The organism is Mesorhizobium sp. P2_F5 (assembly GCF_056403715.1).
This window is the reverse complement of the sequence record NZ_JBFUEY010000009.1, coordinates 17,415-40,446: the sequence shown is the minus strand read 5'-3', so window position 1 is coordinate 40,446 and position 23,032 is coordinate 17,415. Positions and strand designations below refer to the sequence as shown.

The following is a 23,032-nucleotide window of genomic DNA, read 5'->3' as shown; positions in this document are numbered from 1 at the left end:
CTAACCTGCAAACATTTCGTGAAGTCACGACGATGTTTTGAGTAAGCCATGGAATTTACCATCTATTTACCATGATTTATTCAAATTGGATCTATTCTGCCGCCTCGACGCGCCCCCGTGGCATCTCCAGTTTTTTCGCCGTCCGCAGCCAGAAACTGGACATGAACGCCGGGTCGCGCAGCGCTTCCAGCCGCTGCCAATCCGGGAAGGACGCCGCGAAAACATCGGCGCTCATGCGCGCATCCTTGTACGGGTTGACCGCCCCGCCGGCCGCGACCGTGATGCGGTCGAGTTCGCCAAGCAGGGCCAGCGTTTTGTCGCCGCGATTGGGGAAATCCAGCGTCAGCGTGAAGCCCGGCCGCGGAAACGACAGCAGACCCGGCGAGGGGATCGACCCGAAGCGCTTCAGCACGGTGAGGAAAGAGCCTTGCCCTGCCCGCCGCGCCATGTCGAGCAGCGCCGGCACGGTCTGGCGCGCGGCATTTTCCGGCACCACGCTCTGGTGCTGATAGAGACCTTTGGGGCCATAGAGCCGGTTCCAGTCACTGACGCCGTCCAGCGGAAAGAAAAAGCCTTGATAGCCGGTCTGGCGCGGTTCCGCCGAGCGCCCCTTTTTCCAGCGATAGGCGGCATTGAAGGCCGTGAGAAACGGCCGGTTGAGCACATTGAAAGGTGGCTGGACCGGCACCGAAAGGCGCGAGCCGGCGCGCGACGCCTGGTGCGAGCCTTGCTCGGCATGGTTGCCTGACAACAACAGGCCGCGCCCGCGGCCATGGCCGCCGGCCAGCTGGTCGATCCAGGCGACGGCATATTCATTGGCCTGGTCGGCAGCCTCGGCCAGTTCGAAGAATTCACCGAGATCGGCAAACCGCATCGCCGTCTCGACGATGTCGAGCGAAGGCACCCGCATCAGCCGGATCGACGCCGACAGGATCAGGCCGGTCAGCCCCATGCCGCCGATCGTTGCCGCAAACAGCCGGGCATTGTCCGTTGCCGAGCAGGTGTAGGTCCGTCCGTCCGAGCGCAGCAGCGTCAGCGATTCGACATGGCAGCCAAAGGTGCCGCGCCGGTGATGGTTCTTGCCGTGAACGTCGTTGGCGATGGCGCCGCCAAGGGTAACGAACTGGGTGCCTGGAACCACCGCGGGAAAGAAGCCGTAGGGTGCGGCGTGCGCTATGATGTCGGACAGCAACACGCCGGCTTCCGCCTCGAGCAGGCCGGTCTCGGCGTTGAATGCGCCGATACGGTTCAGCGACCGCATGTCGACGATCGCACCTGGCTCGTTCTGGCAGGAATCACCGTAGGAGCGACCGTTGCCATAGGCGAGCAAGCCATTTGCCTTCGCCTTGCCGCTCTTCATCAGCTCGATAGCCGTATCGGCCGCGATGGTTCGCTTTGCGGCTGGCGTGGCGCGGCCGAAACTCTGGAACCGTTCGCCCGCCATGCCCTACCAGCCTCCGGCGACCAGCAGTGCTGCGCCGATAGCCACGATGATCTGGCTGCGCCAGTCGCGGATGATGAAGACGACCGGATCGTCGTTCATCTCGTCGCGGCGCGCCAGGATCCAGACGCGCATGGTCAAATACAGCACGATCGGCGCCAGCGGCCAGACCAGCCACGGATGCGGATAGAGTTCGCGCACGGAGACGCTGTCCATGTAGAGCGCCAGCACCAGCGCCGAGGAGAAGGCCGACGCCATGCCCGCCTGGGCGACGATCTCCTGATCTTCGATGCGGTAGCCGCGGCCGGCAATGCGCTCGCCCACCGGAATGGCGGTGGTGCGCAGTTCGACATAGCGCTTCACCAGCGCCAGTGACAGGAAGAAGAAAATCGAGAAGGCGAGCAGCCAGAACGAGACCTCGACGCCGGTCGCCGCCGCACCCGCCAGCACGCGCACCGTGTAGAGGCCGGCCAGCGTCAGCACGTCGACCAGAAGCATACGCTTGAATGACAGCGAATAGGCCGTGGTCACCACAATGTAGCCGGCGAGCACACCCAGGAACTCGATCGGCAGCAGAAGCCCGGCGGCAATACCGGTCGCCAGCAGCGCGGCCATCGCACCGAGACCGAACGGGATCGACAGTGCGCCGCTGGCGAACGGCCGGTTGCGTTTGGTCGGGTGCTTGCGGTCGAGCGCAAGGTCGAAGAAATCGTTGAGGATGTAGATGGCCGAAGCCACCGCACTGAAAGAGACGAACGCCAGCATGCATTGCCAGATCATGTTGGTGTTGAAGTATTCGTGCGACAGCACCATCGGCACAGCGATCAGCGAATTCTTCAGCCACTGATGCACCCGCAGCATCTTGACGAGTGTCTTCAATGTCCTTTTCGGGGCCGGCATCGTTTCGGCGCTATGCGCGGCCTGCCAGCGTGCCGCGTGGCGGTCGGGCGCCACGACGATGGCGTCGCGCGAGGCTTCGAAAACCTTGAGATCGTGACGGCTGTTGCCGGCATAGTCGAAACCGCCATCGCCATAGGCGGCGACGAGCGCGTCGCGCTTGCGGCCTGAGGTCATGTTGTGCGGACCATCGGTCGCCAGCACGTAGTCGAAGATGCCCAAATGGGCGGCAATCGCTTCGGCGAACTTGCGTGGCGTGCCTGTCGCCAGCACGATCTTGCGGCCGTCCATATGGTCAGCCCGCAGGCGCTGCAGCAGCACTTCGCGATAGGGCAGCGAAGCCGGATCGATGTCGATGCGGTCGGCGATGGCTTGCTTCAGCCGCGCCGGCCCGCCGGCCAGCCAGAACGGAACCAGGAAAACATAGAGCGGATTCTTCTTGAGAAGGATGAACAGCCCTTCCCAAAGAAGGTCGGTCGCAATCAGCGTGCCGTCGAGGTCGACCGCAAGCGGGATTGCGTTCTTGTCCGACCGCGCATCCATGTCTGTCCTGCCCTACTCATAAACCCATCGCGCCGTGTTTCGGCGTCTTCGTATGGGTATAGCGGCGGAACGGCGTAGTGAACGTTAAAACGCCTGGTTGCAGCCGGTAGGCTCGACGATATTTCCTGCGTCATTGTTAAGCAATCACTACCACGAACAATAAAAGGCCGGGCATTGCCCGGCCTTTGCAAGAGCTGCCTGCCGACTTTACTTGATGCGGGCAACACCGCCCGAGATTTCGACCGTTTCCGAGCCGGTCAGCGCCTCGAGGTCACCATTGGGCAATGTGACGAAACAGCCGTTGGGGCAGAATTCCACAGTCTCACCGGCGGCCAGCGCCAGCTCCGTCTTGCCGCCGCCTTCCGTCACGATCAGCGTACGGGTCTCCGCGTCCTTGTTGACCGCGCTGGCGGCAAAGGCCGAGCCATTCGCTGCGGTAAGAGCGATGGCGACGACGAGCGACTTCCACATTTTGCAATATCGGTGTTTCCACACCGCCTCTGTTGCATTTCGCAAGGCATTCTCGCCTTTGCATGTGAGCTTATATGAGATGCAAGCTGAACCGCAACTGAATGCCGCATTCATGCCGCAATTGGTTTGGGAGGAGCCCAGCCCCTAGCTGGGATCGGGTTTGCGCGCCTTGCGGCTTGACTTGGCCAGGCGCGCTTTCTCCGCGGCGGCTGTGGCTTCCGCCTGCTGCTTCTCGGCGAACTCGACTTCGATCTTGTCGTCGTCGAGCGGCCATGCCTCGGTCTGCTTGACCTTGACCTCGGCGCGGGGTGTCGAGGGTATCTCGATATGCTCGCTCTCAAACGCATCGAGCACGGCAAAGCGGATATCGTTCTGCACGATGGCGCCGTTCAGCACGTCGGCCAGGAACACGCGGATCTCGAACTCGAGTGCCGCCGGCCCGAAATTGGTGAACAGCACGAACGGTTCCGGGTTCTTCAGCACCAGCGGATGGCCGCGCGCAATCTCCAAGAGGATGGCGTGCACCCGCTTGACGTCGCTGCCATAGGCGACGCCGACCTTGATCTCCACACGCCCGAGCTTGTTGCGGTGCGTCCAGTTGCCGACCGCGTTGTTGATCAGGTTCGAGTTGGGCAGGATCACCGACTGCCGCTGGAAGGTCTCGATCTCGGTGGCGCGCACGCTGATCTTCTTGACCGTGCCTGAGGTGTCGCCGGCGACGATCCAGTCGCCGACCTTGAACGGCCGCTCGGCGAGCAGGATCAGGCCGGACACGAAGTTCGACACGACATTCTGCAAGCCGAAGCCGATACCGAGGGAAAGTGCGCCGGCAACAAGCGCCAGATTGGAGAGATCGATACCCGCCGCCGAGATGCCGACGAGGCCGGCAACAGCGACGCCGGCATAGCCGACCGCCAGCCGGATCGAATTGCGCACGCCGGTATCGACCTTGCCGCGCGCCATCACCGAGCCGTCGAGCCAACCCTGGAACCAGCGCGTCAGGAAATAGCCGATGATGAAGACGACGATGCCGCTGAGGATGCCGGTGACCGAAATCGTCACCGAGCCGATCGTGATGCCCGTCGCCAGCTTGTAGGCCCAGGCCTGGATGTCGCCGGGCTGGAACCCCCACATGAACAGGATCAGCGGCAGGAACACCAGCACGATCATCACGTTGATGGCGACGCTGACCACCAGGCCGAGCTGGTCCAGCGCGGTGTCCTCGTAGCTGGCATTTACCGACAGCCAGCGCCCGACCGAGGTGCCGGCGAAACCGCCCTCCTCGCCGATCTCGCGCGCTGACAGGAAGCCGATATAGGCGGTGACCAGGATGGTGCCGGTGACCACGACCTGGACCGAAACGAAGATGGCCAGGCCGATGTAGCCGAACAGCGCTGCCACAATAGTGGCTAGGCCGAGCACGATGGCGGTGTAGCGCAGCCATGCCGGCCACGGGCGCCAGCTTCCGTCGGAGCCTTTGTACGGCTTCAGCAGCGCCATCAGGACCAGGATGACGCCAACGATGATGGTCGAGACAAAACTTCTGGCGATGGTCAGCGACAGCGGCGAGCCCATCTTGTCGTTGACCACCGACAGGAAACTGTTGACGCCGATGACAACCGCCATCGCTGTCGTCAGCCGCACCAGCCAGCGCGCCGGGCCGGTCTCGACCTGGATCAGGCGCCAGTTCGGCTGCCGTGGTTCCAGCGCCGCATTGGTCAGCCGGTTGACGCAGAACACCACGGCGATGACCGCGGCCAGTGTATTAAGGAAAACGCCGATGTCGCCGCGCAGCACATTGTAATAGTTGAACAGGAAGACCGTCGAAGCGAGGAAGGCGCTGAACGCCAGCGACGGCAGCAATGTCGACCAGAACGCCACCGAGAGGCGGCTGAGATAGGTGGGATCCTCGACCGACGGATCGGCTTCGAAGATGCGCCCAAACAGGCGGCGCCCGCCCACCAGAAGCACCGCTGCCAGCGCCAGCGACATCAAGGTCGCCGCAAGCATCGCCTGGAACTTGAATTTGAAGGCAAAGCTCAGCCACGACGATACAGCCCTGTAGAAGTTTGTGTACTCCGCCTGGGCGTCGGAGAACACCTGCGGGCTCAGCGCATCGGACAGCACGTAGCGCTTGGTGAGCAGGTTGCGGAACAGCTCGCTGCGCATGTTGCCGATCTTCGCGATCAGCGCATTGATGCGGATAGCCAAGGTCTGGGCGCTAGAGATGACGGCATTGATCTCCGCCTTTTCGGATGCCAACGCCTGGCGCTCGCCGGTCACGATATCCGGTTCCGGGGGCTGTCCGGCTGCCGGCGGCGTGCCAAGCTGCTCCAGCCTTGGGTTGATCTCCGAGAGCCGGGAACGGAACGCCAGCGCGCTGTTCAGCGCCTCACGCGACAGCTCCTCAAGCTGCAGGCGGATATCGACAAGCGTGGTGTCGTCGACCCCGTCGGCCTGGGCCTTCTTCTCCAGAGCGTCGGTTTTCGTCATCAGGCCCTGGAGGATTTTCTGCTGGTCGGCGACCAGCCCGGCAGGCGCCTGGCCCAATCCCTGCGCCATCGCGCCGAACGAATGCGGCGCCGAGACAACCAGCGCTAGGACGAGGAGCAGGCGGAGGAAACGAAAAAACATAATGCTAACGACTCAATCGCGGCAAAGGCCGCTTCTAAAGCGGTCCTTGATAAAGACGCTCATCCCAAGGGGCAAGTCGTGGCCAAGTCATGGCGGTTGGCGGCCTTGCGGGAGTCGGCCAGTCGAAAAGCCATGGCGCAATCTTGGCTTTGCGGCGACGGCCTGCTCTATAGTCTGCCGCATCGCACCAAGGATGGCATGAAGAATGGCGGAATATTCAGCCCTTTCGCTTCTTACGAACGCGCTCAAGGGAAACCAGGACTGGAAGCCGGCCTGGCGCAAGCCCGACCCCAAGGCTTCCTATGATGTCATCATCATCGGCGGCGGCGGCCATGGCCTGTCGACGGCCTATTATCTGGCCAAGGAGCACGGCATCACCAATGTCGCGGTGCTGGAGAAGGGCTGGCTGGGCTCCGGCAATGTCGGCCGCAACACCACGGCGGTCCGCTCCAACTACCTCCTGCCCTCCAACACCCGCTTCTACGAACATTCGATGAAGATGTGGGAGAACCTCTCACACGACCTCAACTACAACGTCATGTTCTCGCAGCGCGGCTGTCTGAACCTGGCCCATACGCCGGCCCAGTTCGACGACTATGCACGGCGCGGCAACGCCATGCGCCATCTCGGCGTCGACGCCGAGCTGATGAGCACCGCCGAGATCGCGCGTCTGGTGCCGGCGCTGGACATGTCGGCCTCGGCGCGCTTTCCCATCGTCGGGGGCCTGATGCAACCGCGCGCCGGCACCGCCCGCCACGATGCGGTGGCCTGGGGCTATGCGCGCGGCGCCGACCGTCGCGGCGTCGACATCATCGAGAATTGCGAGGTCACCGGATTCCTGCGCGACGGCGACCGCATCACCGGCGTGCAGACGACGCGCGGCGAGATCCGCGGCAAGAAGGTTGCGGTCGCGGTTGCAGGCAGCACCGGACGGGTGATGCAACTTGCCGGCGTCGACAAAATGCCGATCGAGAGCCATGTGCTGCAGGCCTTTGTCACCGAATCGCTAAAGCCTTTCATCGACACGGTGCTGACCTTCGGCATGGGCCATTTCTACATGTCGCAGTCCGACAAGGGCGGCCTCGTCTATGGCGGCGACATCGACGGCTACAACAGCTACGCCCAGCGCGGCAACCTGCCCATCGTCGACGAGGTGATGAGCGAAATGCTGGCGCTGTTCCCCGGCCTTGCCCGCGTGCGCATGCTGCGCTCCTGGGGCGGCGTCTGCGACATGTCGATGGACGGTTCGCCGATCATCACCGCCGGGCCGTTGCCGGGCATGTATCTCAACTGCGGCTGGTGCTATGGCGGCTTCAAGGCGACGCCGGCGTCGGGCTGGTGCTTCGCATACACCATCGCCAAGGACGAGCCGCACGCGTTCAACGCGCCCTTCACGCTCGACCGTTTTTATCGCGGCCTGGTGATCGACGACAAAGGTCAGGGCGCGACGCCCCGGCTGCATTAGGGTTCAAACAAATGCTTATTACCTGTCCCTATTGCGGCCCGCGCGACGTCATCGAGTTCACCTATCAGGGCGATGGCAACCGCGAGCGCCCGCAGCCTGGCTCGCAGGACCTCGACGCCTGGAACGCCTATGTCTACGACCGGCTGAACCCGGCCGGCGACCACAATGAGATCTGGCAGCATTCCGGCGGCTGCCGCACCCACCTCAGGATGGTGCGCAACACGGTCACACATGAGATTTCCAGCACAGGGTTCGCCCGCGGCGACCATAATGCCGCTGCTCGGCACAAGGCGGGGGGCAAGTCGTGAGCCCGCGCCGCACCGAGACTGGCGGCCGCATCGACCGGCTGCGCACCATCCGCTTCACCTTTGACGGCACGCCCTACACCGGCCATGCCGGCGACACGCTGGCCTCGGCGCTGCTCGCCAACGGCGTCACGCTGTTCGGCCGTTCGTTCAAATACCACCGTCCGCGCGGCCTGCTCTCCGCCGGTGTCGAGGAGCCGAATGCGCTGGTGACGGTGCTGCGCGGCGAAGTGCGCGAGCCGAACGTCGCCGCGACCATGGTCGAGATCTATGACGGGCTGGTGGCCGTCAGCCAGAACCGCTTTCCCTCGCTGGCCTGGGACGTCAACGCCGTCAACCAGCTCGGCGGCAAGATCCTGGCGGCCGGCTTCTACTACAAGACCTTCATGGGACCGGTCTTCGGTCCCTTGAAAGGTACGCGCTTCTGGATGTTCTGCGAGCATTTCATCCGCCGCGCCGCCGGCCTAGGCCGCGCCGGCATTGCCGCCGACACCTCGCGCTACGAGCGCATGAACGCGTTCTGCGACGTGCTGGTGGTCGGCTCCGGCCCGGCCGGACTATCTGCTGCAAAGACGGCAGCCGATCAGGGTGCGCGTGTCATCCTGGCCGAGCTTGAGCCGCGTTTCGGCGGCTCGGCCAACTGGTCCGGCGAGACGATCGACGGCACGCCGGCCGCGGACTGGGCCGCGCGAACCGTCAGCCAACTCGAAGGCCATGACACGGTCCGCTTGCTGCCGCGCACCACGGTGTGGGGCTATTATGACGGCAACACGCTGGCCGCACTCGAACGCGTCACCGATCACAAGGAAACGCCCGGGAAGGGCGAGCCGCGCCATCGCTACTGGGCGATCCGCGCCAAGACCGTGGTGCTGGCCACCGGCTCTTTTGAGCGGCCGCTGGTGTTCCCCGGCAATGACCGGCCGGGCGTCATGCTGGCGCATGCCGGAGAGCGCTACGCCAATGACTATGGCGTGCTGCCCGGCGACAGGATCGCCCTGTTCACCAACAATGACAGCGCCTATCGCTCGGCGCTGGCGCTGAAAAAGGCCGGCGCGGCCATTGTCGCCATCGTCGATGTGCGCCCCGAGCTTTCGGCCGAGATGCGGAGCCTGGCCACCGAGGCCGAAGCCGAAATCCTCTCCGGCCATGCCGTGGTCGCCACCGAGGGCAGCAAGGCGCTCTCCGGCCTCAAGGTACAGCGCTTCGACATGAACTCCGGCGTACTGAGCGGTGACGCCCGCAGCATCCATGCCGATTGCCTGCTGATGTCGGGCGGCTGGTCGCCGACCATCCATCTCGCCAGCCAGGCCGGCGCGAGAGCCGAATGGAACGCCGCCCGCCAGGCCTTCCTGCCGCCGAAGCCAACGCAACAGCGGTGGGTCGGTGCCGGCGCCTTCAACGGCAGTTTTTCGACCGTCGAAGCCATTGCCGAAGGCCGCGCCGCTGGACTTTCGGCCGCCGGTGCAACGGGCACGCCAGCAGCCTTGCCGGATGTCGAAGCAGCCCCGGGAAGTCCTGATCCGGCGCCGGTGTTCGAGATCAAGGCGAAAGGAAAAAGCTTCGTCGACTTCCAGCATGACGTCACCGCCGAGGACGTGCGGTTGGCGCATCGCGAAGGTTTTGTCTCTGTCGAGCATTTGAAGCGCTACACCACGCTCGGCATGGCGACCGACCAAGGCAAGAACTCCAACGTGCCGGGCCTCGCCATCATGGCCGAGGCGCTGGGCAAGCCGATCCCCGAAGTCGGCACGACGCGCTTTCGCCCGCCCTATTCGGCGGTGTCGATCGGCTCGCTCGCCGCCGAACGGTTCGGCGATTTGAAGCCCGAGCGGCTGACGCCGATGCACGACTGGCACCTCGCCAATGGCGCCACGATGTATTCGGCCGGCCTCTGGTTCCGGCCGATGATCTATGGCCTTGCCGGTGAGACGATCGAGCAGGCCTATGTCCGCGAAGCCAAGGCGACGCGCGAAAGCGCCGGCATCGTCGACGTCTCGACGCTAGGCAAGATCGCCGTGCAGGGGCCGGATGCGGCGGAATTCCTCGACCGCGTCTACACCAACATGTTCTCCACCCTTGCCGTCGGCAAGGCCCGCTACGGGCTGATGCTGCGCGAGGATGGGCTGGCCTTCGACGATGGCACCACCTGGCGGCTCGGCGAACAGGATTTCCTGATGACCACCACCACGGCCAATGCCGGCAAGGTGATGCAGCATCTCGAATATTTCCTCGACGTCATCTGGCCGGAGCTGAAGGTGCACGTCACCTCGGTGACCGACGAATGGGCGGGCGCCGCCATCGGCGGGCCGAAGGCGCGGGCCATCCTTGCCGCCTGCGTTTCCGGTACCGCGGTCGACAACACGGCCCTGCCCTTCATGGGTATCGTACATGGGCAGATCGCCGGCGTGCCGGTGATGATTTGCCGGCTGTCCTTCTCCGGCGAAATGGCCTTCGAGGTCTATTCCGGCGCCGGCTACGGCACCCATGTCTGGGAGGCCTTGGTTGAGGCCGGCAAGCCGTTCGGCCTGGTCACCTACGGCCTGGAGGCGCTGGGCACGATGCGCATCGAGAAGGGCCATGTCACCGGCGCCGAGATCGACGGCCGCACCACCGCGCGCGACCTGCATCTCGACTGGATGCTGTCGAAGAAAAAACCCTTCATCGGTTCGGCGATGATGGACCGTGAAGGCCTGATCGCGCCCGACCGGCTGCAGCTGGTCGGCCTGGTCTCGCTCGACAATCGCCCGTTCAATGGCGGCGCGCATATCGTCGAGGAACTGGACGAGGCCAATCCGCACGATTCCATCGGCCACATCACGGCCTGCTGCTATTCGCCGGCGCTGGGCAAGCACATCGCGCTGGCCCTGGTCGAGGGCGGCAAGGCGAGGCATGGCAGCCGCGCCTTTGTCTCCGATCCGCTGCGCAAGCGGTTCGGGCCGGTTGAGATCGTCTCCAACCATTTCTACGACCCGGACGGGAGCCGCATGCATGGCTGAGCGCCAATCACCTGAACGCCTCTCGCCGCTCGAGCCGGTGTTCCATCCGGGCTCGCACGGCAATTTCGAGCATGGCGTCGATGTCATCCTGACCGAGACCAGGCCGGGTTCGATCCTGCAGCTCGCCGCATGGCCGGGCGCGGAAAAGCAGCTGATCGAAGCGATCCGCAAGGTCACCGGCCTTGCTCTGCCCGATGGCGCCGGCGGCGGCGTTGCCAAGGATGGCAAGGCTGTGTTCGGCTTCGCGCCGGGAAAATTCACGGTCGTCGACGAGGCCGAGGGCCTGGCGGCGGCCTTTGCCAAGGTCATAACCCCGGCCATCGGCACCGTCACCGACCTGTCGCATGGCCGCACCGCCATCCGCATCGCCGGCCCGAAGGCCGAATGGGTGCTGGCGAAATTCTTCGCCATCGACTTCGCCCTGCCCGCCTTCCCCATCGGCGCCGGCCGCTCGACCACCCATCACGACGTCTTCGCGCAGATCCAGCGCACCGGCGCCGACCAGTTCGACATCTATGTGTTCCGCTCCTTCGCCCGCTCGTTCTGGAAGGCGCTCTGCCACGCCAGCGACGAAGTCGGCTACGAGGTGCAGTAGAGGGCGCGGCAAACAAGGCCTCTTCCATCCGGCTTCTGGCATCAAGGCCAGCCGGTTCTGCCGCTAGAGAATCCTGCAGTGGAAGCCCATGGTGGGAAACGTGGCCGCCCAACCGGTCCAAGGGGTTGAAAAATCCCGTCTCAGAGTCGGCATCGTCGTTTGGTTCGAATATCCCCATGACTGCAGAACTATCCGCCGGCGCCACGGATCGCGCCGATGTGTCGGCCAGAGCCTTGCTCCTGCTGCCGCTGACGGTAGCCTGCGGCGTGTTCATGACCAGCCTCGACCAAAATGTCGTGGTCACCGCCCTGCCTGGCATCAGCGAAAGCCTCGCCCGCCCGCCGAGCCAGCTTGGCCTGTTGATCACCGTCTATGTCGCCAGCCTGATCATTTCGATGCCTCTCGGCGGCTGGGCCGCCGACCGCTTCGGCCTGCGCAATGTCTACTGCTTTGCCTTGCTGGTGTTCGCGGCATCATCGGCGCTGTGCGGGCTGTCCAACGACATCTGGACGCTGGTCGGCGCCCGTGCGCTGCAAGGGTTCGGCGGCGCCTTGATGGGGACGCTCGGCCAGGTCGTCATCCTGTCGACCTTCCCGCGCAGCCGCACGCTGAAGATCAACATGTATATCTCGCTGGCCGGCCAATCCGGCCCCCTCGTCGGGCCGCTCGTCGGCGGCGCGCTGACCACCTATATCTCCTGGCGCTGGATCTTCTTCATCAACGTGCCGTTCGCGCTGGCGGCAGCCGTGCTTGCCGCCTCGCTGTTTCCGACGGTCACCAAACCGGTGCGCACACCGTTCGATTTTCCAGGCTTCCTGCTGGTCGGAAGTGGCATGGTCCTGCTGGTCTTCGGCATGGATTCGCTTGCGGCGAAAGATGCAGCCGCCAGCATGATCGCGGCAGAGCTGGCGCTGGCGATCGCCATCCTGACACTTGCCTCCTTCTATTGCCTGCGTGCCCGCAACCCTTTGCTTGACCTGAAACTCCTGCGCATCCGCACCTTCCGCATCTCCTTCCTCACCGGCGGCGGGCTGGACACGATCGGCTTAAGCTCCGTCGTTTTCCTTTTGCCGCTGATGTTCCAGCTCGGCTTCGGCATGAGCGCGGTGCAGGCGGGGTCGCTGACCTTCGTTGCGGCGATCGGATCGCTGATCATGCGTGTGTTCATGCCGCGCCTGCTCAACCGCTTTGGCTTTCGCCGCGTGCTGGTCGTCAACACGCCGATCGTAGCCGCCATGGTTGCGGGCTTCGCCATGATAGAGGCGACCACGCCGGTCTGGATCGTGCTTGCCTATATCTTCGCCTTCGGTGTCCTGCGCTCAGCCCAGTGGGCGTCGACCGGCAATCTCGCCTATTCCGACATCGCGCCCGACCAGCTCGCCCGCTTCAGCGCGCTCTACTACATACTTTGGCAGCTGGCGGTGGCGATCAGCGTCGGCCTGGCGGCAGCATTGCTGTCGTTCCTGGCCGGCGGCGGGCCGGCGGTGACCAACGATTTCCGCATCCTGTTCGTGGTCGAGGGCGTCATCACGCTGTGCGCGCTGATCGCCTATCTCAAGCTGACGCCACAGGACGGCGCCCATGTCAGCGGCCACGGCGCGCAATTGAGCGTGGAATAAAGCACCGCTAACCGAGCCTTATTCGCTGAACGTAACCCACTCTTCCAGCGGCACGCGGTCGGTGCGGAAGTCGTTTTCGGGCTTGGACGTGTCCTCGAGGCCGAGCGCCATGCCGCAGACGACGATCTCCTCGTCGGGAATGTTGAGCACCGGCCGGATCTGCCGGTGATAGGGCGCGAAAGCTGCCTGCGGGCAGGTGTGCAGGCCCCTGCCCCGCGCCGCCACCATGATGTTCTGCAGGAACATGCCGTAGTCGATCCACGAGCCCTGGTTCAGCCGCCGGTCGATGGTGAATATCATGCCGATCGGCGCATCGAAGAAGACGAAATTGCGGTCGTGCTGGGCGCGCATCTTGTCGACTTCGCGGCGGCCGATGCCGAGTGCGCCGTAGAGCCCGAAACCATTGGCGCGCCGGCGGGTCAGATACGGTTCGAAGAACTGGGTGGGGTAATAGCGATACTCGTCCCAATCGGCCTTTTCAGCGCGGATGCCGGAATTGAGAATGGCATCGGTGATCTGCTGCTTGACCTCACCCTTGGTTACATAGACCCGCCAGGGCTGCATGTTGGTGCCCGAAGGCGCGCGCGCGGCGACGCCAAGAATGGCGCGGATCGTCTCGTCGTCGACCATGTCGGGCAGGAAGGCGCGCACCGAACGACGCGACAGGATTGCCTCGTCGACAGCAGCCGTGTCCTGCGCTCTCAGGGCGTTTTTTTCCAGCATGGGCCGTCCTTTTGCGCGTGCCCGAAGACCGAAACGGCTTTCGGAGAAGACCTTGCGCAGATTCCAATCCTTGGTCGCCGCCCGGACGTCCCCACACACGCCGTTCGTGGCCGAGCCTTTGCATGAACCGTCAAAATCGCGCAAGCAAATCTTGCGGCCTCATGAAAATCCCCTTGATTTTTTCACGGGCGTGGGCTCTCATGAAATCCACTTCCAAATTTTCATCAAGTGAGCGTTTTGACCCCAGCTACCGCCAGAACATTGCAGGGACCTGACGAGCGCCTGCTGGCCAGCGATATCCGTGCGTTGCGCAAGGCGCGCGGGCTGACGCTGGCCGAGATCGCGCTCAAGCTCGACCGCTCCGTCGGCTGGGTCAGCCAGGTCGAGCGCGGCCTGTCGATCCCTTCGCTGGGCGACCTCAGGGCCTTCGCCGACCTGTTCGGCGTGCCGCTCAGCCTGTTCTTCAGCCACGACGTGCCGATCGAGAAGGAGCGCGGCGTCGTCGTGCGCGCCGGCAGCCGGCGCACGCTTGGCACAAGCGAATCCGGCCTGGTGGAGGAGCTTCTGTCGCCCGATCTCGGCGGTAGTTTCGAGATGGTGCGTTCGATCTTCGCGCCGGGCGCGGAGCTGAAGACAGAACAGCTGCGGCCGACCGAGGAAGCCGGTTACATCGCCTCGGGTATTTTCGAGATCGAGATCGCGGGTGTCTGGCACCGTCTTGTCGAAGGCGATTCCTTCCGCTTCGAGCGCAAGCCGTACCGCTGGCGCAATCCCGGCACCGAGCCGGCCGTGGTCATCTGGGTGGTTTCACCGCCTGTTTATTGAACGAGGGGTTTTAATATGGCCGGTTTGCCGACCACGGCACGCGTGGTAATCATCGGAGGCGGTGTCGTTGGCACCTCCTCGCTCTATCACCTTTGCAAGGCGGGCTGGACCGATTGCGTGCTGCTCGAAAAGAATGAGCTGACGTCTGGCTCGACCTGGCATGCCGCCGGCAACGTGCCGACCTTCTCGTCGTCCTGGTCGCTGATGAACATGCAGCGCTATTCGACCGAGCTTTATCGCGGTCTCGCCGACGCGGTCGACTATCCCATGAACTACCATGTCACCGGCTCGCTCCGCCTCGCCCACACCCAGGAGCGCATGCAGGAGTTCCAGCGCGCCAAAGGCATGGGCCGCTACCAGGGCATGGACATCGACATTGTCGGTCCCGACGAGATCAAGCGCCGCTACCCCTTCATCGAGACGCATGAGCTGAAAGGGGCGCTCTACGACCCGAGCGACGGCGACATCGACTCGGCGCAGCTGACGCAGGCGCTGGCCAAGGGCGCCCGCGACATGGGCGCGAAAATCATCCGCTTCTGCCCGGTGTCCGGCGTGCGCCGCGAGAACGACGAATGGGTGGTCGAAACGCTGCAAGGCGAAATCCGCTGCGAGATCGTCGTCAACGCCGCCGGCTACCGTGCCGCCGAAGTCGGCAAAATGTTCGGCCGCGACGTCCCGATGATGGTGATGAGCCATCAGTACATATTGTTCGAGGAAATCCCCGAACTGATGGCCTGGTCGAAGGCACAGGGCAAAAAACTGCCGCTGCTGCGCGACGTCGACACCTCCTACTATCTGCGCCAGGAAAAGAACGGCATGAATCTCGGCCCCTATGAGCGCAATTGCCGCGCGCATTGGGCGACCCACAACGATCCGATGCCGGAGGATTTTTCCTTCCAGCTGTTCCCCGACGATCTCGACCGTCTCGAGCATTATCTGGCCGACGCCGTCGCCCGCGTGCCGATCCTCGGCACCGCCGGCCTGTCCAAGGTGATCAACGGGCCGATCCCCTATGCGCCGGACGGCAACCCGCTGATCGGGCCGATGCCCGGCGTGCCTAACGCCTTCGAAGCCTGCGTGTTCACCTTCGGCATCGCGCAAGGCGGCGGCGCCGGCAAGGTGCTGGCCGAATGGGTGACGCAAGGCCAGACCGAATGGGACATGTGGTCCTGCGACCCGCGCCGCTTCACCGCCTTTGCCGCTGCACCGGACTACAGCGTCGCCAAGGGTATGGAGATCTACGGCAACGAATACGCCATCCAATTCCCGCGTCATGCCTGGCCGGCCGGCCGCGACCGCAAGCTGTCGCCGATCCACGACCGCATCAAGGCGCTCGGCGCCCAGTTCGATGCCTATAATGGCTGGGAGCGCGCCACCTGGTATGCGCAACCGGGCGATGACACGTCCGAGGAAGCGACGCTGACCTTCCGCCGCGATGGACCATGGCAGCACCGCGTGCGCGAAGAGTGCCTGGCGGTGCGTGACGCCGCCGGCATTCTCGACCTGCCCGGCTTCTCGCGCTTCCGCTTGCAAGGCCCCGGCGCGCGCGACTGGCTGGCGACGATGATCACCGGCCTGGTGCCGAAACCCGGCCGCATCGGTCTCGGCTACTTCTCCGACGACAAGGGCCGCATTGTCACCGAAATGTCGATCATGGCGCTGGCGGAGGATCTGTTCTTCCTGATCACCGCTTCGGTGGCGGAGCAGCACGATTTCGAGTGGCTGCAGCACCATCTGCCGCAACCCAATGAGCTCACGCTGCAAAACCTCACCGAGGCCTTCAGCTGCCAGATCCTGTCCGGGCCGAAATCCCGCGACATTCTCTCTGAACTGACCGACGCCGACCTGTCGCTGCCCTGGCTTTCGCATCAGTCGGCGCAGATCGCCGGGCACTGGTGTCAATTGGTGCGCGTCTCCTTCGCCGGCGAACTCGGCTGGGAAATCCACACCAAGGTGGAGGACACCGGCGCCATCTTCGACGCCGTCTGGGCGGCGGGACAAAAGCACGGCCTGAAGCCGTTCGGCATGTATGCGCTGGATTCGCTGCGGCTGGAAAAAGGCTACCGCACCTGGAAGGGCGACCTGTCGACCGATTACACGATCCTGCAGGGCGGGCTCGAACGCTTCGTCAAATGGGACAAGCCGGAATTCCGCGGCAAGGTCGCCCTGCAGAACGAAAAGCAGCAAGGCGTGAAGAAGCGCTTCGTCACCTTGGTCGTCGAAAACCCCGGCGATTGCGACGCGCCCTCCGTGTCGACCCTGTGGCATGACGGCAAGATCGTCGGCGAGACCACGTCCGGCGGCTGGGGTCATCGCATCGACAAGTCGATCGCGCTCGGCATGCTGCGTGCCGATCTGGCTGAACCCGATACCGCCATTGAGATCGAAATCTTCGGCGACCGCTTTCGGGCGGTCGTGCAGAAGGACGAGCCGCTGTGGGATCCCAGGAACGAGAGGCTGCGCGCGTGAAAACAGTTATCCTCACCGATGGCGGTATGGGTCAGGAGCTGGTCCGCCGCAGCGAATCCGAGCCGACGCCGCTGTGGTCGGCCAGGGTGCTGATCGACGAACCGGATCTGGTGCGCGACCTGCATGCGGAGTTCATCCGTGCCGGCGCCCGCGTCATCACCATCAACACCTATTCGGCCACGCCGGAGCGGCTCGCGCGAGAGGGCGCGGAGGAGCTGTTCAAGCCGCTGCAGAGGCGCGGCATCGAGCTTGCAAGGCAAGCTTGCGAGCAAGCCGGAGAGGCAACCATCGCCGGCTGCCTGTCGCCGCTGTTCGGCAGCTATGCGCCGGCGCTCACCATTTCCTATCAGGACACACTCGACATCTATCGCCGCATCGTTGCCGAGCAGGCGGACGGCGTCGATCTCTTTCTGTGCGAAACCATGGCGTCCGCCGATGAAGCGCGCGCGGCCGTCACAGCGGCATCGGAAAGCGGCAAGCCGGTCTGGGTGTCGTGGACGCTGGCCGACCACGGCACCCCGCGCCTGCGCAGCGGCGAAGCGATCGCCGCAGCCTCTCGTGCACTCGACGGCCTGCCGCTCGCTGCACGGCTGGTCAATTGCTGTCGGCCAGAAGCGATCGCCACAGCACTGCCCGAGCTGATCGATCTCGGCGGCCCGGTCGGCGCCTATGCCAACGGTTTCACCTCTACCGAAGCGCTCAAGCACGGCGGCACCGTCGATGTGCTACACGCCCGCCACGACCTTGGTCCGGATGCCTATGCCGACCAGGCGCTCGGCTGGGTCGAGGCCGGCGCCACCATCGTCGGCGGATGCTGCGAAGTCGGCCCTGCCCACATCGCTGCCTTGCGCGACCGGCTCGAAGAGGCCGGTTACCAGATTTTAGGAGTTCATTGATGCCCAGACCGTCAAAGCGCATTTCCGGCATCGTGCCTTCGGGCAAGGATGGCTGGGAGGTCCACACCGAGGCCTGGGCCCGCAAGGAGGCCGGACAGGACATCATCATGCTGTCGGTCGGCGACCATGACTTCGACACGCCGAGCCAGACGATCGAAGCCTGCGTGACGGCGGTGCGCGGCAGCAATCACCATTACACCCCGCTTCCCGGCGTTCCGCGCCTGCGCAGGGCGATGGCGGCGGCATCGACCGCCTGCACCGGTATCGAGACGGGTCCCGAGCAGGTTATCGCCACGCCCGGCGGCCAGGCGGCCCTTTATGCTGCCGTGCAAGCCGTGCTCGACCAGGGCGACCATGCCATCGTGGTGGCGCCCTACTACGCCACCTACCCCAACACGTTCAGCGCCGCCGGCGCCAGTTTCACCGTGGTCGAGACCCCGGCCGAGGACGGCTTCCAGCCTCGCGCCGACAGGATCCGCGCGGCGCTCAAGCCCAACACGCGCGCCATCCTGATCAACACGCCGAACAACCCGACCGGCGCTGTCTATTCGCGTGAGCGGCTGGAGGAGCTGGCCGACATCTGCAAAGAGCACGATCTCTGGCTGTTGTCGGACGAGGTCTACTGGACACTCGGCGGCGGCGAGCACATCTCGCCGCGCGGCCTGCCCGGCATGGCCGAGCGTACGCTGGTCATCAATTCGATGTCCAAGAGCCACGGCATGACTGGCTGGCGCATGGGCTGGCTGACCGGCCCGACTGAGATGATCACGCTTTTGACCAACCTCAATCTGGTGACGACCTACGGCCTGCCGGCCTTCATCTCGATCGCTTGCGCCGAGGCGCTGGAGAACCGTTACGGCGTCAAGGAGATCGCCGAACGCTATGCGGCCCGGCGCACCGTCCTGCTCGATGCCGTGCGCGGCATGAACAATGTCACCGTGCATGGCTCGGAAGGCGGCATGTATGTCATGCTCGACATCTCGGCCGTCGAGCCCGACGACGAGAAATTCGCCTGGGCCCTGCTCGACGCCGAAAAGGTCGGCGTCATGCCGGGTTCCAGCTTCGGCCATGCCGCCGCCGGCCATATCCGCATCAGCCTCTGCCAGCCTGAACCGGTGCTTCAGGAAGCCGCAAAACGCCTGCGCCGTTTTGCATCCAGCTATCGCCGCGAGGCCGCATGACCAAGACGATTCCCACCAAAGCCATTCCTAATAAAGCGAGGGCCGTGATCATCGGCGGCGGCGTCTCCGGCTGTTCGGTCGCCTATCATCTGGCCAAGCTCGGCTGGACCGACATCGTGCTGCTCGAACGCAAGCAGCTGACCTCGGGAACGACCTGGCATGCCGCCGGCCTGATCGGCCAGTTGCGCGGCTCGCAGAACATGACGCGGCTGGCGAAATATTCAGCCGACCTTTACGTCAAGCTGGAAGCCGAAACCGAAGTCGGCACCGGCATGCGCCAGGTCGGCTCGATCACCGTGGCGCTGACCGAGGAACGCAAGCACGAAATCTACCGGCAGGCCTCGCTCGCCCGCGCCTTTGACGTCGACGTGCGTGAGATTTCGCCTAGGGAAGTCAAAGAGATGTATCCGCATCTCAACGTGTCCGACGTGGTTGGCGCCGTGCATCTGCCGCTCGACGGCCAGTGCGACCCCGCCAACATCGCCATGGCGCTGGCCAAGGGTGCACGCCAGCGCGGCGCCACCATCGTCGAGAATGTGAAGGTCACCAAGGTGCATTCCAAGGCCGGTCGCGTTACCGGTGTGTCATGGGCGCAGGGCGAAGACCAAGGCACGATCGAGGCCGACATCGTCGTCAATTGCGCGGGCATGTGGGCGCGCGAGCTCGGCGCGCAGAACGGCGTCACCATCCCGCTGCATGCCTGCGAGCATTTTTACCTCGTCACCGAGCCGATCCCCGGCCTCGGCCGCTTGCCGGTGCTGCGCGTTCCCGACGAATGCGCCTACTACAAGGAAGATGCCGGCAAGATGATGCTCGGCGCCTTCGAGCCGGTTGCAAAGCCCTGGGGCATGGACGGCATCCGCGAGGACTTCTGCTTCGACCAGTTGCCCGAGGACATGGAGCATTTCGAACCGATCCTCGAAATGGGTGTCAACCGCATGCCGATGCTGGCCACCGCCGGCATTCACACCTTCTTCAACGGCCCCGAAAGTTTCACCCCCGACGACCGCTATTATCTCGGTGAGGCGCCGGAGCTGCGTGGTTATTGGATGGCGACCGGCTACAACTCGATCGGCATTGTCTCGTCCGGCGGCGCCGGCATGGCGCTGGCGCAGTGGATCAATGATGGCGAAGCGCCCTTCGACCTCTGGGAAGTCGATATCCGCCGCGCCCAGCCATTCCAGAAGAACCGCAGATATCTCAAGGAGCGGGTCTCCGAGACGCTCGGCCTGCTCTATGCCGACCATTTCCCCTACCGGCAGATGGCGACATCGCGGAATGTCAGGCGCTCGCCTTTGCATGAACATCTGAAGGCACGCGGCGCGGTCTTCGGCGAGGTCGCCGGCTGGGAGCGCGCCAACTGGTTCGCCCGCGAGGGACAGGAGCGTGAATACCGCTACTCCTGGAAGCGGCAGAACTGGTTTGACAACCAGCGCGAGGAACATTTGGAGGTCCGCAACAAGGTCGGCCTGTTCGACATGACCTCGTTCGGCAAGATCCGCGTCGAGGGCCGCGACGCCTGCGCCTTCCTGCAAAAACTCTGCGCCAACGACATGGACGTGGCGCCGGGCAAGATCGTCTACACCCAGATGCTCAACCAACGCGGCGGCATCGAGAGTGATCTCACTGTGTCGCGGCTTTCGGACACCGCCTACTTCCTCGTTGTGCCGGGCGCGACGCTGCAGCGCGATCTGGCCTGGCTGCGCCGGCATGTCGGCGAGGAATTCGTCGTCGTCACCGACGTGACAGCTGCCGAGGCGGTGCTGTGCCTGATGGGTCCGGATGCACGAAAGCTGATCCAGAAAGTCAGCCCCAACGATTTCTCCAACGAGAACAATCCGTTCGGCACCTTCCAGGAGATCGAGATCGGCATGGGCCTCGCGCGTGCGCACCGCGTCACCTATGTCGGTGAACTCGGCTGGGAGCTCTATATCTCGACCGACCAGGCGGCGCACGTCTTCGAGGCGATCGACGAGGCCGGTGCGGATGTCAGCCTGAAACTCTGCGGCCTGCACACGCTGGATTCGTGCCGCATCGAAAAAGCTTTTCGGCATTTCGGCCACGACATCACCGACGAGGACAATGTGCTGGAGGCTGGCCTTGGTTTTGCCGTCAAAACGGCCAAGGGCGACTTCGTCGGCCGCGATGCGGTCTTGAAGAAAAAGGAAGCCGGCCTGTCGCGCCGGCTGGTCCAGTTCCGGCTGAAAGACCCGCAACCCTTGCTCTTCCACAATGAGGCGATCCTGCGTGACGGCAAGATCGTCGGCCCGATCACCTCCGGCAATTACGGCCATCATCTTGGCGGCGCCATCGGCTTGGGTTATGTGCCGTGCCGGGGCGAAAGCGAGGCGGATGTGCTGTCCTCGTCCTACGAGATCGAGATCGCCGGCGAGCGTTTTGCCGCCGAGGCCTCGCTGAAGCCGATGTACGACCCGAAGGCGGAACGGACGAAGATGTAGCGCTCCTTACCCTCCCCCTTGTGGGGAGGGTCGATCCGCGTAGCGGATCGGGGTGGGGGTCTGCCAAGACTCTCGTTCCGTCGCACCCCCACCCCGGCACGCGATCGCCGCTTCGCGGCGTTCGCATGCCGACCCTCCCCACAAGGGGGAGGGTGAAAAACTCAAAACCGCTCCAGCTTCGCCCGCACTTTGACCAGAAATGCCGCCCGGCTCTTCGGCGTCGAGGCATCCATCAGATAATGCGCGAGGAAGAAGGTCCGGCAGCGCGTTGCGCACAGCGCGCGCATGCCGCGCAGAAGCGTCTTGCGGCCGGGCTGACCGACGACGACACTCCACCAGGTCGGCGCCCCGCAGGTGGTGATGACGCCAACCTTGGTGACATGTGTCATCAGCGACTGGATCCGCCCCTTACCCGCCGGCAGTTTGAAGGCGACATCGGTCGCCCACACCCGGTCGAGCCATCCCTTCAGCATCGCCGGCAGCCCGTACCACCAGGTCGGGTAAATGAAGAGGATCGCCTCAGCCCAGGCGAGGTGATCGAAATGCGGCTTCAGCGCCGGATCCTCCGGCGCGCGATCATTGTAGGCACGCCGCTCGTCGCTTCCCATCACCGGGTCGAATTTTTCCGCATAGAGGTCGAGCAGCTGCACCTCCCAGCCTCGTGCTTTCAGCACGTCGACTGCTGTATCGCGGATGGCAGCGCAAAAACTTTCGGGCACGGGATGGCAATAGACCACCAGCACGCGCATCAGAAGGTGTCCATTCCGGCGGCAACCTTGGCCATGAAGGCCGCCCGCGTCTCGTCGGTCGACAGGTTCATCGAATAATGCGCGAGGTAGGATACCGAGGCGCCGGGCTTGATCGTTGCGCGCAGCATCCGCTTGACCAGCCGGCGCGGTGGATCGCCCATCAGCATGGCACGGAACCGGCTGCCGCCATAGGTGGTGACGGCGGTCAGCTTGCGGATGTTGTGCAGCGACGGCTGCGCCTTGCCGTCGACCAGCTTGAACGACACGCCGGGCAGAAACACGCGGTCGAAAAAGCCTTTCAGAATGGCCGGAAAGCCGTAATTCCAGACGGGGTATGACAGCACCAGCGCCTCGGCCCGCAGCAGGCGCTCGACATAGGGTGCTGCCGGGTCCGCCGGGCTGCGCTGGTTATGATAATCCAGCCTCTCTCCGCGCGTCAGCCTGGGATCGAAATCCTCGGCATAGAGATCGCAGTTATCGACCTCATGGCCCGCCGCCGTCAGCCGCTCGACGATCATCCGATGCAAGCCGGCATTGAAGCTGGTCTCCACCGGATGCGCGTAGAGGGCGAGGACTTTCACGGGAGAATACCCCTGAGGTCAGTGCGAGGCACCCCCCTCTGCCCTGCCGGGCATCTCCCCCTCAAGGGGGGAGATTGGCAGCGTCTACGTTGCGGCGAACCTGCGGCGCTGATGATTGGCGAAAGCAGCGCGGCAGTCTGATCTCCCCCCTTGAGGGGGAGATGGCCGGCAGGCCAGAGGGGG

General features: G+C 64.2%; 17 protein-coding genes. 10 read left to right on the top strand and 7 right to left on the bottom strand.

Annotated elements, in window-relative coordinates:
* Nucleotides 1-91: 91 nt before the first annotated feature.
* The 4 genes from AC1DYO_RS14480 to AC1DYO_RS14465 all read right to left on the bottom strand — a co-directional run bounded on the left by AC1DYO_RS14480 (nt 92) and on the right by AC1DYO_RS14465 (nt 5,986).
* Nucleotides 92-1,444, bottom strand: a complete 1,353-nt coding sequence (locus tag AC1DYO_RS14480; protein WP_477264245.1) for an FAD-binding oxidoreductase — start codon at nt 1,442-1,444, stop codon at nt 92-94.
* 3 nt (nt 1,445-1,447) lie between these two features.
* The gene (locus AC1DYO_RS14475) at nt 1,448-2,881 is read right to left on the bottom strand and encodes a UbiA family prenyltransferase (RefSeq protein ID WP_477264243.1); all 1,434 of its coding nucleotides are present in this window, start codon (nt 2,879-2,881) and stop codon (nt 1,448-1,450) included.
* A gap of 207 nt (nt 2,882-3,088) precedes the next feature.
* Entirely contained in the window at nt 3,089-3,352 is a 264-nt protein-coding gene (locus AC1DYO_RS14470; RefSeq protein WP_112565226.1) for a hypothetical protein, read from the bottom strand.
* A 144-nt stretch (nt 3,353-3,496) separates the two neighbouring features.
* Nucleotides 3,497-5,986, bottom strand: coding sequence for a mechanosensitive ion channel family protein (locus AC1DYO_RS14465; protein WP_477264241.1), 2,490 nt, complete (start codon nt 5,984-5,986; stop codon nt 3,497-3,499).
* A 205-nt stretch (nt 5,987-6,191) separates the two neighbouring features.
* Between AC1DYO_RS14465 and AC1DYO_RS14460 the strand changes: the two genes are divergently transcribed.
* From AC1DYO_RS14460 to AC1DYO_RS14440, 5 genes are all read left to right on the top strand, one after another.
* Complete coding sequence (locus AC1DYO_RS14460) at nt 6,192-7,451, top strand: sarcosine oxidase subunit beta family protein (RefSeq protein WP_477264239.1); 1,260 nt, start codon at nt 6,192-6,194, stop codon at nt 7,449-7,451.
* Nucleotides 7,452-7,462: 11 nt separating this feature from the next.
* Nucleotides 7,463-7,759, top strand: coding sequence for a sarcosine oxidase subunit delta (locus tag AC1DYO_RS14455; RefSeq protein WP_477264237.1), 297 nt, complete (start codon nt 7,463-7,465; stop codon nt 7,757-7,759).
* Nucleotides 7,756-10,752: a sarcosine oxidase subunit alpha gene (locus AC1DYO_RS14450; RefSeq protein WP_477264235.1), complete on the top strand. Its 2,997-nt coding sequence runs from the start codon at nt 7,756-7,758 to the stop codon at nt 10,750-10,752. The genes AC1DYO_RS14455 and AC1DYO_RS14450 overlap by 4 nt, the downstream gene beginning before the upstream one ends.
* The gene (locus AC1DYO_RS14445; protein ID WP_477264233.1) at nt 10,745-11,347 is read left to right on the top strand and encodes a sarcosine oxidase subunit gamma; all 603 of its coding nucleotides are present in this window, start codon (nt 10,745-10,747) and stop codon (nt 11,345-11,347) included. Before AC1DYO_RS14450 ends, AC1DYO_RS14445 begins: the two co-directional genes overlap by 8 nt.
* Before the next feature lie 176 nt (nt 11,348-11,523).
* Complete coding sequence (locus AC1DYO_RS14440) at nt 11,524-12,966, top strand: MFS transporter (RefSeq protein ID WP_477264231.1); 1,443 nt, start codon at nt 11,524-11,526, stop codon at nt 12,964-12,966.
* 18 nt (nt 12,967-12,984) lie between these two features.
* On the opposite strand, the gene AC1DYO_RS14435 is transcribed toward AC1DYO_RS14440, so the two are convergent.
* Nucleotides 12,985-13,689 (bottom strand): nitroreductase, encoded by a 705-nt coding sequence (locus tag AC1DYO_RS14435; RefSeq protein WP_477264230.1) that lies wholly within the window; start codon nt 13,687-13,689, stop codon nt 12,985-12,987.
* Between the two features lie 237 nt (nt 13,690-13,926).
* On the opposite strand from AC1DYO_RS14435, the gene AC1DYO_RS14430 reads away from it, so the two are divergent.
* From AC1DYO_RS14430 to AC1DYO_RS14410, 5 genes are read left to right on the top strand one after another with little or no spacing between them, the layout of a single operon-like run.
* Nucleotides 13,927-14,514: a helix-turn-helix domain-containing protein gene (locus AC1DYO_RS14430; protein WP_477264228.1), complete on the top strand. Its 588-nt coding sequence runs from the start codon at nt 13,927-13,929 to the stop codon at nt 14,512-14,514.
* Between the two features lie 15 nt (nt 14,515-14,529).
* On the top strand, nt 14,530-16,983 hold the full coding sequence (locus AC1DYO_RS14425) for a GcvT family protein (protein WP_477264226.1): 2,454 nt from the start codon (nt 14,530-14,532) through the stop codon (nt 16,981-16,983).
* A complete protein-coding gene (locus tag AC1DYO_RS14420; protein ID WP_477264224.1) occupies nt 16,980-17,879 on the top strand; it encodes a homocysteine S-methyltransferase family protein in 900 nt (299 codons plus the stop codon). The genes AC1DYO_RS14425 and AC1DYO_RS14420 overlap by 4 nt, the downstream gene beginning before the upstream one ends.
* Nucleotides 17,879-19,060 (top strand): pyridoxal phosphate-dependent aminotransferase, encoded by a 1,182-nt coding sequence (locus AC1DYO_RS14415; protein ID WP_477264222.1) that lies wholly within the window; start codon nt 17,879-17,881, stop codon nt 19,058-19,060. The genes AC1DYO_RS14420 and AC1DYO_RS14415 overlap by 1 nt, the downstream gene beginning before the upstream one ends.
* Nucleotides 19,057-21,519: a GcvT family protein gene (locus AC1DYO_RS14410; RefSeq protein ID WP_477264220.1), complete on the top strand. Its 2,463-nt coding sequence runs from the start codon at nt 19,057-19,059 to the stop codon at nt 21,517-21,519. The genes AC1DYO_RS14415 and AC1DYO_RS14410 overlap by 4 nt, the downstream gene beginning before the upstream one ends.
* Nucleotides 21,520-21,680: 161 nt before the next feature.
* Here AC1DYO_RS14410 and AC1DYO_RS14405 read toward each other — a convergent pair whose 3' ends face one another.
* Entirely contained in the window at nt 21,681-22,268 is a 588-nt protein-coding gene (locus AC1DYO_RS14405; RefSeq protein WP_477264218.1) for an NAD(P)H-dependent oxidoreductase, read from the bottom strand.
* The gene (locus AC1DYO_RS14400) at nt 22,268-22,849 is read right to left on the bottom strand and encodes an NAD(P)H-dependent oxidoreductase (protein ID WP_477264216.1); all 582 of its coding nucleotides are present in this window, start codon (nt 22,847-22,849) and stop codon (nt 22,268-22,270) included. Before AC1DYO_RS14400 ends, AC1DYO_RS14405 begins: the two co-directional genes overlap by 1 nt.
* Nucleotides 22,850-23,032: the final 183 nt, after the last annotated feature.

Bases quoted from the DNA above. Each gene is read 5' to 3' on its own strand.
- AC1DYO_RS14455 (WP_477264237.1), top strand. From the start codon at position 7,463: ATGCTTATTACCTGTCCCTATTGCGGCCCGCGCGACGTCATCGAGTTC.
- AC1DYO_RS14470 (WP_112565226.1), bottom strand. From the start codon at position 3,352: ATGTGGAAGTCGCTCGTCGTCGCCATCGCTCTTACCGCAGCGAATGGC.
- AC1DYO_RS14405 (WP_477264218.1), bottom strand. From the start codon at position 22,268: ATGCGCGTGCTGGTGGTCTATTGCCATCCCGTGCCCGAAAGTTTTTGC.
- AC1DYO_RS14480 (WP_477264245.1), bottom strand. From the start codon at position 1,444: ATGGCGGGCGAACGGTTCCAGAGTTTCGGCCGCGCCACGCCAGCCGCA.
- AC1DYO_RS14440 (WP_477264231.1), top strand. From the start codon at position 11,524: ATGACTGCAGAACTATCCGCCGGCGCCACGGATCGCGCCGATGTGTCG.
- AC1DYO_RS14445 (WP_477264233.1), top strand. From the start codon at position 10,745: ATGGCTGAGCGCCAATCACCTGAACGCCTCTCGCCGCTCGAGCCGGTG.
- AC1DYO_RS14410 (WP_477264220.1), top strand. From the start codon at position 19,057: ATGACCAAGACGATTCCCACCAAAGCCATTCCTAATAAAGCGAGGGCC.
- AC1DYO_RS14465 (WP_477264241.1), bottom strand. From the start codon at position 5,986: ATGTTTTTTCGTTTCCTCCGCCTGCTCCTCGTCCTAGCGCTGGTTGTC.
- AC1DYO_RS14415 (WP_477264222.1), top strand. From the start codon at position 17,879: ATGCCCAGACCGTCAAAGCGCATTTCCGGCATCGTGCCTTCGGGCAAG.
- AC1DYO_RS14425 (WP_477264226.1), top strand. From the start codon at position 14,530: ATGGCCGGTTTGCCGACCACGGCACGCGTGGTAATCATCGGAGGCGGT.
- AC1DYO_RS14460 (WP_477264239.1), top strand. From the start codon at position 6,192: ATGGCGGAATATTCAGCCCTTTCGCTTCTTACGAACGCGCTCAAGGGA.
- AC1DYO_RS14435 (WP_477264230.1), bottom strand. From the start codon at position 13,689: ATGCTGGAAAAAAACGCCCTGAGAGCGCAGGACACGGCTGCTGTCGAC.
- AC1DYO_RS14475 (WP_477264243.1), bottom strand. From the start codon at position 2,881: ATGGATGCGCGGTCGGACAAGAACGCAATCCCGCTTGCGGTCGACCTC.